Annotated in this window: 8 protein-coding genes; 1 reads left to right on the top strand and 7 read right to left on the bottom strand. The window is 48.2% G+C overall.

The features are described from left to right. Positions 1 to 118: 118 nt before the first annotated feature. From O9139_RS14065 to O9139_RS14045, 5 genes are all read right to left on the bottom strand, one after another. Positions 119 to 928 (bottom strand): Cof-type HAD-IIB family hydrolase, encoded by an 810-nt coding sequence (locus O9139_RS14065; protein ID WP_270880109.1) that lies wholly within the window; start codon positions 926 to 928, stop codon positions 119 to 121. A gap of 116 nt (positions 929 to 1044) precedes the next feature. Continuing rightward, positions 1045 to 7464 carry a PKD domain-containing protein gene (locus O9139_RS14060; protein WP_270880108.1) on the bottom strand — a complete coding sequence of 2140 codons (6420 nt, stop codon included), beginning with the start codon at positions 7462 to 7464 and terminating at the stop codon, positions 1045 to 1047. Between the two features lie 32 nt (positions 7465 to 7496). Next, entirely contained in the window at positions 7497 to 8618 is a 1122-nt protein-coding gene (locus tag O9139_RS14055) for an S-layer homology domain-containing protein (protein WP_270880107.1), read from the bottom strand. A gap of 180 nt (positions 8619 to 8798) precedes the next feature. Next, entirely contained in the window at positions 8799 to 9554 is a 756-nt protein-coding gene (locus O9139_RS14050) for a pseudouridine synthase (protein ID WP_270880106.1), read from the bottom strand. A gap of 6 nt (positions 9555 to 9560) precedes the next feature. Further along, entirely contained in the window at positions 9561 to 11084 is a 1524-nt protein-coding gene (locus tag O9139_RS14045; RefSeq protein ID WP_270880105.1) for an RsmF rRNA methyltransferase first C-terminal domain-containing protein, read from the bottom strand. Positions 11085 to 11239: 155 nt separating this feature from the next. Between O9139_RS14045 and O9139_RS14040 the strand changes: the two genes are divergently transcribed. Further along, positions 11240 to 11758, top strand: a complete 519-nt coding sequence (locus O9139_RS14040; RefSeq protein ID WP_270880104.1) for a thioredoxin family protein — start codon at positions 11240 to 11242, stop codon at positions 11756 to 11758. Between the two features lie 41 nt (positions 11759 to 11799). Here O9139_RS14040 and O9139_RS14035 read toward each other — a convergent pair whose 3' ends face one another. Together O9139_RS14035 and O9139_RS14030 are read right to left on the bottom strand one after the other, a co-directional pair. Further along, positions 11800 to 12447: a response regulator transcription factor gene (locus O9139_RS14035; protein WP_270880103.1), complete on the bottom strand. Its 648-nt coding sequence runs from the start codon at positions 12445 to 12447 to the stop codon at positions 11800 to 11802. Beyond that, positions 12444 to 14558 (bottom strand): sensor histidine kinase, encoded by a 2115-nt coding sequence (locus O9139_RS14030; RefSeq protein WP_270880102.1) that lies wholly within the window; start codon positions 14556 to 14558, stop codon positions 12444 to 12446. The genes O9139_RS14035 and O9139_RS14030 overlap by 4 nt, the downstream gene beginning before the upstream one ends. Positions 14559 to 14722: the final 164 nt, after the last annotated feature.

Here is a 14722-nt window from a genome sequence, read left to right as displayed (position 1 = left end):
CCATATTATGTGTGGTTAGACAATCTTAGCAGCAGTAGGCACCATCGCGAGTAAACAGCCTAAAAATAACAAAAACCCTCATATTGAGGGTTTTGTTTAGCGTACTAGCTATTTAGGCTTACACCAGCTCCAAGCAATATTTCACCAGCGCTTGATGAACGCCTTCATCGTTATTCGATGCTGTTACTTCGTCAGCCGCCTGCTTGACATCCTCCGGCGAGTTCGCAACCGCGATGCCCAATCCGGCAAAAGCCATCATTTCCATATCGTTATAATAATTGCCGATCGCCATAATCGCCTCAGGCTCAATCTCCAGCTCATCCGCCAGCGCCTTCAGGGCATTGCCTTTGTTCGCTTTTGCGCTCATCACATCAATGAATAGATCGCCGCTGCGAATCATGCGCAGATCTCCGTACAGCTTCTGTTCATCCCATTCCCGCTGTACCCGGTCGAGCACCTCCGGCTGGCCAAAAAGTGTCAATTTGACAAGCGGAATACCTAGTTCGGTCACATCGGTGACGAGCTTCGGGCTGATCAAATACTTCTGGTACATCAATCTTTCTTCCTCGCCAATGCGTTCAATGTACATATTAAACGGGGTACATACGTCAAAATGAATGCCTTCTCTTCTCACGTAATCCAGCATCGGCTGAATTTCACTCAAGGTAAACGTGAACTCGTTGACGAGCGCCTGTCCCTTTTCATCCGCGTATACGGTAGCAGCCCCGTTATGAGTAATCATCGTACCTTCAAGTCCAAGCTCCTGCAAAATAGGAAGCGTGCTCGCCGGGGCCCTTCCTGTACATAGTACAATATGGCATCCAGCATCATGAACGTCCTGAATCGTCTGTTTCGTACGCTCCGTCAAGTTATGGTCATCATCGAGCAAAGTCCCGTCTACATCCAGTGCGATAAGTTTAAACTTCATGGCTCTCTCCCTCACCATCTATTTTTGCCCTATTGTACCACAGGAAACCCAGGCATTCATCTCATTTACAAAAAAGACAGCTTATTAAAGACACCCTGGTTGCGTTTTTGGGTGCATTATTGGACGCGATGCACGCCTACCGATTGATTGACGTTGCCGATAATCTGAACGGGAACATCCGCTGTTCTCACCACGCCATTTTGGTACCGAATCTGAAAATGCACGTCCAGCGTTCCTGGTGGTAATCCTTCCGTATAGGACTGGAACTTGGGATCAAACAACTCGCCTAGAAATAATGTCGCATCTTCGTCGGACTCGACCAAACTTTCCCACACGTATAAAGAATGCCCATCCAACGCAGTCGTATCGATCCAGGCCATGACGTGTTCCACAGGCGCAGGTGAACTGTGCACCGAAACGACGAATATCTCTCCAGAATAAAATGATTTCGGATGCTGTTCGGTCTGATGCCCCATCTCTTCATGCAGTTTGCGCCATTCATCCGTATAGTTAACGTCCGCATGAATGCCTAGGGGACTAACGACAACCGTTTGAACTGCCGTTGATTGCAGGTATCCGTCAGAAACCGTCAGCGTTATTTGATAAGAGCCAGGTTGCAGGAACAGCCGCGAGAAGTTTCGCGAAAATAAGCTCTGCACGCTGGCATCAGGTCCAAGAATATGCCATTCATAAGAAAGATCATCCCCATCAGCATCATAGGACGTGTTGTGGAACTGAACGGTATCCCCTTCCCAAACCGGCTTCGGCGACCAGTCGAAATCGGCAACAGGCGCTCGATTGATATAAAACCAAGTCTGTGGAGAGTAGTCTGACCATACATGACCGTCATACACTCTAACCCTGACGCGCAGCTTTTGGCCTGCCGGCAAATCTTGATTGGCTGTCCAAGTGCCTAATGCAGAGCTAGTTTTTTGCCAATGCTGGCCAGAATCCAAAATCAGTGTGTCATTCGCCTCATTCGTTATTTGCATTTGGAAGTAACTAAATTCCGTCTCTGCGTCAGGGTCCATTTGATGCCAATGGAATGTTGGACGTACGCTATCAAAAATAGTTGGTACTTCCTGCGTACCGCTTGGAATCATCATCACCGCAGTTGGCGGACGATTCGTCACCATCCACCCCACATTAGACCATGATGACCATGAACCGCCATCGTCTGCAACCATCACCTGTACCTGGTATTTCCCTCCAGCTTTGAGTGCTGTATCCACTTGCCAGCTGCCATTCTGGGATGTGGTGTTCTGCTGGTAAGTTCGGTCAAGCACCTCATGTCCTTGCTCGTCCTTCACGAGAATGCGGGCTTGCGTGAATGTAGTGGCTACGTCCGGGTCCGCTTGATTCCACGCAATCTCCGGTGTCAGCGAGGTCACATGCGTCGGCTGATTAAACGTCCCTGTCGGGAAAGTCAACACGACCGTCGGCGGATGATTGACTGGCAGCGCATCCACATAGAGCTCGACCTCGTACCAATTTGACCAAGCCCCGTATTCATCTGCTACCGCTTGTCGCAGCGTATAGGTGCCCGTTTCGCTTGGACGAACCATTTTGCCTTCATAATAGTCTCCGCTAGGCGTTGAATAGCTGAACCGCTGCTGATAAATGCCTCGATTGCTGGCATACTCCGCTTTTTCATGCGAATATTGGGCAGCATTCAGCCATCGGTCAGGATCGTAACTTTGGTCATGATATACAATGGTATGATCAGCATACTGTTCCGCAGTAAAAAGCGCCACAGGCTGACGGTGAACGATAAGTACATTCGTGGCCGGATCTGAAGTTTGGCGAAAGTCTTTGTATAGAGGGACCGGATAACGATATTCAGCCGGGGCTGGATCGTCTGTCTCCGTGTAGTCGATGGCAAATAAGCCGACTTTATGCAATATAGGGATGGTACCTGTAGATTTCACATTCACGTAAGCGTTCGTTGTATTCGTATCGGAGTGGCCGTCTCCGGCATCCAAAAACTTTTCAGGCGCCGTATTCGTATAGGTCCATGTGGTTAAGTCCGGAATGAAAGGATCGTTCTCAGGATCCGAATAAGTGGAATCATATTGAATTTCGGAGTCGACAATGACCGTATTCGCGATTCTTGTGCTATTCGCATCATAAATCTCCGAACGAAAGCCTTTGAGCCAAACGTTGGGCGCTTCGGCGTATAAACCGATTTTACCGGCACTAAAAGCGGAATCTTTTACATTGATAAAAGGAACACCGTTCACATAGACCACAATTCGGTCTGCTTTCGTTTGAACCTTTAATGTGTTGTATTGACCGAACGTCAACGGATTTGTCTGTTTATCCAGTATTGTTTTTTCTCCGTTAACAATTTTGGCTAGGATGACACCCTTCGTCGTTAATTCGGCCCGGTACATATTTTTATGATCTTGCACACGAAAAGAAATGCCTGCCCCGCTGTATTCGCTATAGCTATCTCGTGCATATTTCATAGACAGGTACAAATTACCATCGTAAAAGGTCCTGCTTCTATCCGTGATGTTGCCATAGCTATAGGAAGATGCTGAAGTCTTGACTTGCGGAATCGTAGAAACACCGAATACCTGATAGGAAATACGACTACTGCTGGCGTTTTCTGAGCGTCTAACTTTGTATTTGCCATCACCGGTCATAAAGATATCAATTCCACTTTTATTGTTGATGTAATTATTAAATCCTGAAGGTGCATTGAGGGGCAACGTATATAACAAACTCCCCGTGAAAACATCCGCTACATCAATGTTCATTGTTGCAGAATTAAAAGATACGAATTTTCCATCGGAGGATATTTGCCCTCTGTAAGGCATAGTAATGATCGCATCGGTATTCAAATTAAATAACGTGTGTTTTTGATTTATGTCTGCATAATAGACAATATCATTGTATATTTGAATCACATTGGTATAAGAGTTTGATTGGGGTAACGTTCCAATAAATGCCCCTGAATGATTATCATAAATACCGTCACTCGTTACAATTTTAGAATCATCAAGTGTCGTGTATTTCACAACTATTTTGGGCTTACTAGGGTCACTGAACATAACGGTCTTAGACACTACTTTAGGTGATCTCCAAACGAGGTGCCCGGATGAGTCGAATTTTTCCAGTTGGATATTGTGAATGCTAGCGCCGTCACCTAAGTCCTGAATATGTAAAAAGGTTGCATAGAAATTTCCGCGTCTATCCGTCGCTTGTGACATTGCAAATTCAGAATTCGTCGATTTAACGCCATTTATGTCCAAGTTAAATGGCACAGAAGAGGATGCATGTAAGGGGTTTGGCCTGTCTTGATAAGGTGATTGAGGCTGCGGGAATGGGCCGCTTTTACAATTGAACATGGAGTACGTGCCGCTTGTTTTAGACAAAGGTGTAAATGCGCCAGTCATTAGTGAAGAGAACTTAAAATTATACTGGTCCCATGGAGCCGGAGTATTCTCATATCTATATCTCTCTGCACAGCCGGGATAAGCCATAAAAGCGACTGTATCCTGCTCAGGATTCATATAGAAAAGCCCTGTTCCACCGTAGTAACTACCTGGTGCTGTCGGTGCCTTATAATCTATGATCGTTTGCGTCTGGTCATTAAACATGAATAGGTTAACAGGGTTTGAAGGATAGCACCAGCCACTTTCACAGCCATCATCAACAGCTTGATTGTACCAGACATGCTCACTGGCTCGATTGGTAATCCCGAAGTCCGGTATGAAAGCATTCTCACCTGTATAACTTGTCATGTTCAACATATTCGTGTCAGCAACGATCTCATTGTTCTGTGGAGCCAAATAAAGCATGTCCGTTCGATCTGGCGCAGCTAACGCGTCTTCCGTTGCATCGTAATAAAAACCAGAATATCTGGAAGCATTTGTGAAATCATCCACACCGAAATTTGTAATGTCTAGCAAATCTTTTGTTCTATATTTTACTGTCGTTATGTTTGGAGGAATGGGCTGTTCGCCTGTTAGGGATGCCTGCACAGTCGGCTGCTGATTAATAACTTTGAAGTCAAATTGTTTGCTTGCGCTTTTGCCCCAATCCTCCTTGGCATCAACATGCAGCCTGCAGTTGCCGACAACGCTCGCCATGAACTGGAATTTCCCGGCCTCATCTGGTGTAACAGAAGTCACTGGATCATCGGAAAATATGCCATTTTGGTTTGCATCACAAACAATTGTATCCGTATGCGTTATAATCACATCTCCATCGGGGCTATAGGTGTGATCAATAAAATTGGATGCCACGTTACGGATCGCTACGGACGGTAAGGCAACTTCAATAATTGGCGGTAAATCCGGCAAAATATTCACTTGGGCAGTTGCTGGATGTAACGCGTGTAATCCATTAGAGTCAACAACATCTAATGTGACATTTTCCATGCCAGCAAATGGATAGACTGCCTTTTTATTAGTCCAAAGATACTTAACGATACTGTAACCAAATGGACTGTAGCTGTTTGCGCCTGAAAAGTCCGGAGTGAATGGTCTGCCTTCAACGATTTTAGGTGGGACCGTGATGATGGGGATCGGATTCGGAGGAATGACATTTAGGGTAACCCTCCTCGTGGAGGAAGCCCCTCGATAGTCTGTGGCCGTTACTTGGATATGGAAGGTCCCTAATTGGTCAGGAATAAAATAACTGTACCGCTCATCATGCTGCCACCATCCCGCTTCTTGATATTTGGCTTTAACCCACTCTGCATCCGTATTATCAAAATCCCAACTATAGATGAACGGGTCGCCGTCCGGATCGTATGGGGTGGCTTTTTGATTAGGCGGGATGGATGGTGTGTGCAAAATCTGCAAATCTACCAGAGTACCTACCGTAACATTGACGAGTGCTTGTGTTGCGTAAACATCGCCGCGCTGAACAAAACCTGCTTCAAATACAGGTGGACTGTTAGGGCCTGAATCATCAATATAAATCTCGAAGGTTTTGCTGCCGAGGTCTTTGTAAGTTCCGCATGTCGTTTTAATGGAGACACTCACATGAATGGTTCCTACTCCCATTCCTTTGGGATAGGGGATGCCGTTAAAGGCGAACACCATTCCGTTCGTCGATGTGACCAAGGTGTTGGCCCCTTGTGTAAACTTAGCTTCACTGTTCAAGTAAGCACATCCATCGCCACCGGAAACGGAAATATTGACCAGTTTCACCGTATTGTCTTCACCGAATGGTAACCTCGATTTTTCGATGACGAAATCACCATTCACCGTTTCAGGCTTCGTTATTGACCCGCAGCTAGTTTGTGGTGTGAAAACTTGGGTCATCGTGTTATTGCCTTCTGATTGCTCATCAATGACACCTGCCGAATCCAAATGGATGGTAATTGATTTCGACAATGGGGAGGTGAACATATAGCTGAAACTTCGGCCAAGCCCGACTCCACTTGCTGCCCCCGTCCAGTCATCCGTCTTGAGTAAAACACCATCCACCCGGATCTCAACTTTAAATGAAGTTGAAATGTCTGTGCCTATGTTTCTCAGCTGGTATTCGAACTTGACGTTATCCCCGTTTTGAAAACAGGATACGGAAGGGACAATATCTACAGCGACTAAATCCGGCTTGTCGATTTCTTGGTAGGTGACATCGATGTAGCCGGAGTAGAAGTAGGCGTTGGCTGTCCATTCAGTTTGGATTTCCATCAGGTAGTTGCGATCTTCACCGTAGGGTTTGCCTGTGGGGTCTGATTCTTTCAGATAATCTATTCCCTCTAAGAGATGATTCTCGAACTTTCTAAATATTTTAATATAATTTTCACCACTATTTGTTCTTCCCCAATCATATGGAATTACATCGTTTGAATAAAGGTCACTCCTTGCATATCCACCAATAATTTGAACTGAACTTCTATCAAGCCTAGTGAGGCTCACAGTATCTTGACTATTACTTAAATAATCTTGTTTGCTTTTATAAAAAATTGATGGTGGTAGCGGATCGTAAGAGGCGGTTACACCTGCCCCATATCCTCTCCAATTCGGGGCTACCCCCTTTGTGCCATCGTATCTCAGATCAGATGGATAGTCCACCATCGCCGTACTCCCCTTCTCATGTCCCTGTATGGGAATTAAACTCGGATACTGGGAATAGGTCTTTCCTTCATAAGTGGAGACATCTGCATCAAATTGCATGATAGGTGTATATTTCCCCTTATGCTCCCAACCTATTCCTGATGGGAGTCTGTAGATGTGATGACCAGGATTCGTTTTTTGTTGGGCATAAAGAGTTCCTAATTGGCCTTGCACATTATTAACGTTTAAATTGTAACCTTGTAAATTTGCATTTAAACTCTTATCGATGCTATTAACGAATAGTTTCCAGGACTTTATTTCACCTGTAACCAGCCCATCTAATTTAAAAGTAAAAGACTTACTACTTTCTGAAAACACATATTCCCTCTGATTATTGTCAGCAGTAACGTTGTCAAAATTGATAAAAATTCGTTTTGTTTGAGGCACTGAAGCATATGAAGAAAGATCGAATAAAGGAAAAATAAGTTGTATTATTAAAGCTAAAATAGTAAACATAACTATCCTATTGGGTATATTCCTCATGACAATCACTTCCTGATGCCGAAGTCAAGAGACTCCGATTGAACCTCTAAAATTACTCTTGGTGAATTCCCTATGTTTAATATTCTATCAATAGTTTCTTTTTTCACATTAAAACCCAGCCATCCTTGATATTCACCAATCTGATCCATCCAAATAGAAGACTTTAACTCAATTTCTTTATTAAAAGAAGTCCCGTAATCAACGGTACCGATTGACTGTCTTGGATAAAAAATATAATGATCCTTTATTGATGAATTCTTCAATGTTATATCGTAAGCCATAGTATACGAGTTCGTTCCATTACCTAACCAACCGTCCTTATAAAGATCAAAGTAAGCAGAATTCGAATCCGAATGATCAATTACAACGACCTTATTTATCGTCATATCAAATCCTTCTCCAATATGGTAGTCATAAGGAAACTCCTTCACCCGAATCCCCCACATCGTTTCAAAGTTGCTCCCCCTCAACTCAATTTCCGCATAACTCGCAGCCGCCTTATCAACCGGCAATTTCCCACCATCCAGAACTGTCAACACACGTTCAATCATCGTCACCGATTGCGCCCGGGTAGTCGGCTCATTTAAGCCCAACTCACCGCCAGCCAAGCCTTGAATCAAGCCTTTTTTGGCGGAATTGAACATAATCGAGCGATCATCCATCTGCATAGCTTTATTTTGCAGATTTGAATCAGCAGCCCGTAACGCAATTCGCGACATCTCCAATCGGCTTATGGGCTCGTTAAGCTGTTCCACCGCAAAATCATTCTCCCGCCAAATCCCTCTATGGCCAGCCGCCACCAAATATGGTTTAGCCCACTCCGCCCCGCCCGCGGTTCCGTCAACAGGCGACTTGATCGCGGTCATCACCATCTTAATAAACTCTCCCCGGGTAACAGGCTGTTCCGGTCGAAACGTGCTGTCCTCGTAGCCGTCTACATATCCTTTGGCAACGCCGTTCCTTACAGAGGATTCAGCCCAATGCGAAGCCATATCTTGAAAATGAATCATGTTAACCACCGCCGGCTTCCCTGTATGTTTCAATGCCTCCGTCGTCGCTTCAACAGACTGGCAACCAGTAAAACAAAACACTGACAAAACTGAAGTCAACATCATCTTTTTTCTCATACTTCCTTTCACGCCTCCTTCTCGTTAGTAGACTGAAATTGAAATTGATCATAGACAAAAAAACCGCCCAACCCATCGCTGTCATCTACAACAAGGGGGAGAGCGGTCCTTCCGCACGAAAATATAAAAATACTGCTATCTGTTATATAAAATACCACAATTTAGCAAAACGTTCAATGCTTAGTTTTCTGTACCCTCATGAGCATTGCGCAGCGCCAGCAATTCCTCTTCACTTAGCTCACGAGATTGGCCTAATCGCAAGCTTCGATCCAACTCCAGCGGCCCCATCGAGATGCGCTGCAAGTACACGACCATTTTCCCTACGGCTTGAAACATTCGTTTCACTTGGTGAAACTTTCCTTCCATGATGGTGAGCTCAATCTCCGATGGTCGCCCTTCCGACTTACTGCCTACACTCAAAATGTTCAACACAGCAGGAAGCGTTTGGTAGCCATCATCCAGCGTAACACCTTGCGCAAACGCTTCTCGATCCGTATCCGTGACCTCCCACTCTACCTTGGCAAAATAGGTTTTGGGCACATGCTTGCGAGGCGAAAGTAAATTGTGCGCCAATTTGCCATCATTGGTCAGGAGCAGGAGACCTTCTGTATCTTTGTCCAAACGGCCGACAGGAAAGACTTCAAATGGTGCATACATCGCATCCAATAAATCCACGACCGTGCGATCGCGATGATCTTCCGTCGCGGAAACGACGCCCTGCGGTTTATTCAGCATCAAATAAACAAACTCGCGATAAATGACCGGTTCGCCGTTTACCGAAATTTGATCCTTTTCGGGATTCACTTGCATCCCGCTATCTTTCACTTTAACGCCGTTGACAACAATCGCCCCGGCTTTCGTTAGGCGCTTCAGTTCAGAACGCGTGCCGAGGCCCATGTGGGCGAGTATTTTATCGAGCCGTTGTGTTTGTTTCATAAGCGCTTATGTCCACCTCCATCCTGGCGGGTATTCGTTCTTCAGCATCCCGTCGTGCCACTTGCCCCAGCCGACGGGATGCCCGTCCACACACACCAGGCAGTACCCTTTGGCTGCCTGGCCCGTATCCGAGTCGCGGATCACTTCCTCCTCCGCGACCTCCAGCGTCTCGCCCTTCAAATATCGAAGGGCTCGCGCATCCCCCAAAGCCAAGCTAACAACCCGCTTGGCTTCGTCAAACCGCAGTCCCATCGCCAGCGCATGGGACGGCTCGAATCGGCCGCGATGCAGCGCGCCGATGTACCAGCCCGGGCGCACGACTTTCAGTCCGTGCAGCTCGGGCAACCCCGCCGGCGACGCATACGCATGGTCGCCGTAGCACACGAGCCGCGCGGCGGCAAAGGGCTCGCTGCGCAGCAGCTCGCCCGCGAACGCCTGCAGCGGCTCCAGGCTCACCGCCGCGCGCGGTGCTTCCGCGCGGCCGCCACGCCGCAGCGCCTCCCGGCCGCTGCGCTTGCGCTCTCCTGCCGCCGGCACTGCAGCGGCAGCCTCCATAGCCGGCGCCATCTCCCCAGGCGCCGAATCCCGCTTGCGCAGCAGGGCGACGTAATGCCCCTCACCCTTCAAGCGGTGAGGCCACAACCGGGCCGTGCCGGCGACCGCCGCAAGCGCTTGCTCCGAATAGGCGTCCTCCGCGCACCAAGGCGCCCGGACCCAGTCGGGCCGTCCTGGCGCGAATTCCGCCCGGTCGATACGCACGACCTCAAACTCGGGATGCCGATCCAGAAGCTCGGCAATCTGCGCTTCGTTCTCCTCTGGCGAAAACGTGCACGTCGAATATACGATATAGCCGCCTGCCGCCAGCATCTGAGCAGCTTGTCCGAGAATCTCGCGCTGCATGCTCGAGCATTCCGTCACCGAATGGCGCTGCCACTGGGACATCATATCCTCTTCTTTGCGGAACATGCCTTCTCCCGAGCAGGGGGCGTCGATTAAGATTTTATCAAAGTAGCCGCGAAAAACCGGGATCATCCGCTCCGGCTTCTCATTCAGCACAACAGCGTTGCGCACGCCAAACAGCTCCAGATTTTTTACCAGCGCCTTAACCCGATCGGAATGGTTATCATTCACAACCAGAACGCCTTCCCCTTTGAGCTTGGCCGCGATCTGAGTCGATTTCCCGCCGGGGGCCGCACAAAGATCAAGCACTTTGTCTCCGGGCTGAACGTCTAGCAATTCGACCGGCGCCATCGCGCTCGGCTCCTGAATATAGTAAAGCCCCGCATGATAATAGGGATGCTTGCCTGGCCTCTGTCCTTCCTCGTAATAAAAGCCTTCCGAAACCCACGGAATTGGCGTCAATGCGAACGGACTTTTTTCCAAAAATTCGGGAATTTCGATTTTCTGTGTATTGATCCGCATACCGTAGACACGAGGCTGGTCATAAGATTCGAGGAATCGTTCAAACTCGTCGCTGCCCAATAAATCCATCATTTTCTCAAGAAATGCGGCTGGCAGTTTGTTATTCATGCTACATCTATCCCTTTCCCGTCTTGCTGTTCCTTAAACCTATCGGTATTATAGCTGACTTGTCACCAAACAGCCAATTTTTTTCAAAAAAACAACAGGATATGCTATACTCTCTCTAGAAAAAAGAATAGAAGATTTCATAAAAGAGGTGCATAATGAAAAAGCTGCTCATCTACTTAGGTATTGTCGTAATTTTGTTCGGTGGCTTATACATCGTCAATCAACAGTCGAACAAGCCATCGGGAGCGGATAGCAAGGACTATCCTTATAATCCGTATGGCGTCGCCGTTTCCAAGCTCAACCCTGAAACAGTCAAGCAATTGAACGATCCGAACTACCAAAATGTTATTCTGCCGGCAGATTTAGATAAACGTTTGAAAAACAAGGAATCTTTTTTCCAATATTTTTATGCTTCGACTTGCCCGCATTGCAAAGTGACGACTCCCGTGCTTGTCCCGATGGAAAAGGAACTCGGCCTCGATGTGAAACAATTTAACCTCGAAGAGTTCAAAGAAGGCTGGCAAAAGTACAACATCCAATTCACGCCGACGCTTGTTTACTATAAAGACGGTGTAGAAGCTGGACGCATCGAAGGCGGCGTACCGGAAGGCGGCTCCTCAAGCGGCAATACGCCGGATATGTTTAAGGCATTTTTCCAGAAATATAAAGGCTAAATGAACGAGAAAAGCAGCGGAGGCCCGCTGCTTTTCTTTATTTATGGCTGCGATTTCGACTCTCGGACCAGACGCATCGCCTCTTCCCGATCGGCAACCTGCAGCTTATTCAAAATGTTCGTGACATAGTTGGCCACCGTTTTCGCACTCAGATCCAACTTATGAGCAATTTGTGCGTTCGTCGAGCCTCCCTCCATCAGATACAGCACTTCCCGCTCACGCGCGGACAGCTCGGGAAATAATTGCTCCTGTGCAGCCGGGCGCACCATGGAGAAATATTCGATCATCCGTGAAGCAATGCCGCTGCTGAAAATAGCCTCACCGCTGCCTACCGCACGAATCGCCCGCAGCAGTTCATCCTTTTCGGCGTCCTTCAACACGTAGCCCTTGGCGCCGGCCCGCATGGCTGTGAAGACGGATGTATCGTCCTCAAACATCGTCAGAATTAATATCCGAATCGACGGGTCCGCGCTGACGATCCGCCTTGTCGCTTCAATACCGTTGAGGCCTGTCATCCGAATGTCCATCAGCATCACATCCGGCTTCTGCTCGTCAGCCAGTTGAATGGCTTCCTCACCGCTGGCCGCCTCACCGATCACCTCCAGATCCGGTATCGTACTAAACAACGTGCGAACTCCGTGTCTGAATAGCGGATGGTCGTCAACAATGACAATTCGTAAAGGTGTCATCCCTTTTCCTCCTTCTCTAAGTTCATAGGCAGCCGTGCTGTAATGCGCACCCCACCTGTCGATATACGCTCGATGCTGTAAGTACCGCCGAGCTCCTCGGCACGCTCCCTCATAGACGGCAGTCCGATTCCGCCGATTCGCTCCTTCTTTGTCATCGTCTCGAGACCGACGCCATCATCCTCCACTTGAAGCTTCAGCATCCCGCTCGGCTCATCGACAATTAGGCTTACCCGGCACATATTCGCCTTCGCATGACGGACAACATTGACGATAGCCTCCGTGATGATGCGATAGGCGGCTACTTCTACAGCTGCAGGCAGCGCAGGCAGCGCAGTCGGCACTGCCAACTGAAACTGCAGCTTAGGCATGCCCGCCCATTCTTGGGCGCTCCGTACCGGAGCCTGAGCATCCTTGATTCTTTCCTCAATGGCCCCGATCAGCCCCAATTCATCCAGCGCCGGTGGGCGCAGATTGTGCACCATGCTCCTGATCTCAGCGACCGTGCTGCGGATCGTGGTTCTCAAGTCTGTTAGAATCGTTCTCGTCGCCTGAGCGTCCGTCACCAGCAGTTCCTCCGCAGCTGCCGCCGTTAGCGCCAGGGAGGCTAAGCGGGGGGCAAGATCGTCATGCAGATTGCTCCGCAAACGTCTTCGCTCTTCCTCTCGTGCAATAATCAATCGCTCTCTGGACTCCTGCAGATCGGCGGCCAGCTGCTTCAATTCCAAAGAAACTTTGACGCCTTTGACGATCGCGCCCGCTTGACGAATGAGCGGCTCCAAGAAGCTCTGATCGGAAGGCGTGAGCGTTTCACCCGTGCCGCGTGGCGCAAGATATAAGCTGCCTACGACTTCACCTTGATGAATGATCGAATGTTCCACACATTCCGCTTGTGGCTTGCCGTCCTGAATCGTCATCCATACTTCACCATGTTGGGCGAAAGCTACATAGCCATAGGGCAGACGCAGCGCCTCCCGTATCGTTCGGATAACAACGGTCAGTACCTCTTCCGGCGGCAGCGGCTCTTCCAGCTTCTTGCCCAGCTTTGTCAAAACGGACAGCGGATTGTCCTGTTCCCCGTACATCAGGCGGTTTACCCACCTTTGAAGCCTCTCCTTCACGGGAGCAAACATGACAGCCACAATACCGGTGGCGACTAGCGATACGAATAAATGATGCTGTGAGCGCAGTAATTTTCCAATATACCAAACGCTAACTACATATACACTAATCACGCAAATGGACAATATCGCATAGACCAGCGTCCGATTGACGAGCGGATCAATATCCCACAGCTTGCGCCGCAGTATCGCCATCAGCATCGTAACGGGCATGATCATCATGCTGAGATGAATTCCCCATTCCAAGGCATATGTCAGGTACGGATCGTTATCAACATCTGTTTGCCAAAGAAGGTAAATAACGGTTAGGCCGACAAGACCGATCAGTGCAAGCGAGATACCGTATACGACCCACTTCGTCTGCTGACGTTCCAGCGGGCCCATTTCATTACGGTACCTGTACCATAGAATCGCGATGATAGATGAGGCCCAGATGACCAACCAAACAAAACCGAGGATTTGGGCGGAATGCTGCATATCCCACATGGTGCCAGGCGCCAAAAAGCCAGGTACGCGCAGTACACATAGGACAATTGCAACATAGAGAGACCATTTGGGGACGAAGCGGCCTGACGGAAATAAGAAAAAGAAAAAAATAAGCGCTGTAAAACCGATCGATTCCAGGATCCGAAAAGGATGGAGCTCCGAGATCGCAAAGGCAATCGGAGTAAACGTGCAGCCTAACGAAAAGAACATCAAGGCGCCTAGTAAACCTAACAGCTCATTCGACTTTTTATAGAAAATCGTCGCACCTACCAGGATAAATACGAAGCCGAAGAGGATGTATATGACCTCATAGCTGAACGCATACTGCTCCGCGCTCACATGATTGGCTTCCAGCCAACCGTCGGCAGGCGGCAGAACATAATACGCAGCGCACACTTGCCTCGCGCAATGTTCGCTGACTTCTGTGTAAAAGGCGGGAATGCTCGCAAGAAACAGAAGTAAAGTAGCTAAGCACAGAATGAATACAGCCATTCGCATGATTTTCATGCTATCCCCCACCATTTTCAATATCATCGATAAGAAAATTATAGCAGTCGCTGACAGCCAGCGTAAACGCTTTTTGGAAGGCTCCGCTCGATTTCCCATTGTACTTCCCGGGTTACGGGAACTCCCTCCTCTATTCGCTGGGAAAAACGGGTTCGTATGATAAG

Origin of the sequence: Paenibacillus aestuarii, from assembly GCF_027789125.1 — a bacterium.
Lineage (GTDB): Bacteria > Bacillota > Bacilli > Paenibacillales > NBRC-103111 > Paenibacillus_E > Paenibacillus_E aestuarii.
The sequence above is the reverse complement of the archived record's forward strand: the minus strand, read 5'-3'. Positions and strand labels throughout refer to the sequence as shown.

What these genes read in the sequence shown, in the direction of transcription:
- O9139_RS14045 (WP_270880105.1), bottom strand. Translation starts at nt 11,084, where the DNA reads ATGAATAACAAACTGCCAGCCGCATTTCTTGAGAAAATGATGGATTTA.
- O9139_RS14060 (WP_270880108.1), bottom strand. Translation starts at nt 7,464, where the DNA reads ATGTTTACTATTTTAGCTTTAATAATACAACTTATTTTTCCTTTATTC.
- O9139_RS14035 (WP_270880103.1), bottom strand. Translation starts at nt 12,447, where the DNA reads ATGACACCTTTACGAATTGTCATTGTTGACGACCATCCGCTATTCAGA.
- O9139_RS14040 (WP_270880104.1), top strand. Translation starts at nt 11,240, where the DNA reads ATGAAAAAGCTGCTCATCTACTTAGGTATTGTCGTAATTTTGTTCGGT.
- O9139_RS14055 (WP_270880107.1), bottom strand. Translation starts at nt 8,618, where the DNA reads ATGAGAAAAAAGATGATGTTGACTTCAGTTTTGTCAGTGTTTTGTTTT.
- O9139_RS14065 (WP_270880109.1), bottom strand. Translation starts at nt 928, where the DNA reads ATGAAGTTTAAACTTATCGCACTGGATGTAGACGGGACTTTGCTCGAT.
- O9139_RS14050 (WP_270880106.1), bottom strand. Translation starts at nt 9,554, where the DNA reads ATGAAACAAACACAACGGCTCGATAAAATACTCGCCCACATGGGCCTC.
- O9139_RS14030 (WP_270880102.1), bottom strand. Translation starts at nt 14,558, where the DNA reads ATGAAAATCATGCGAATGGCTGTATTCATTCTGTGCTTAGCTACTTTA.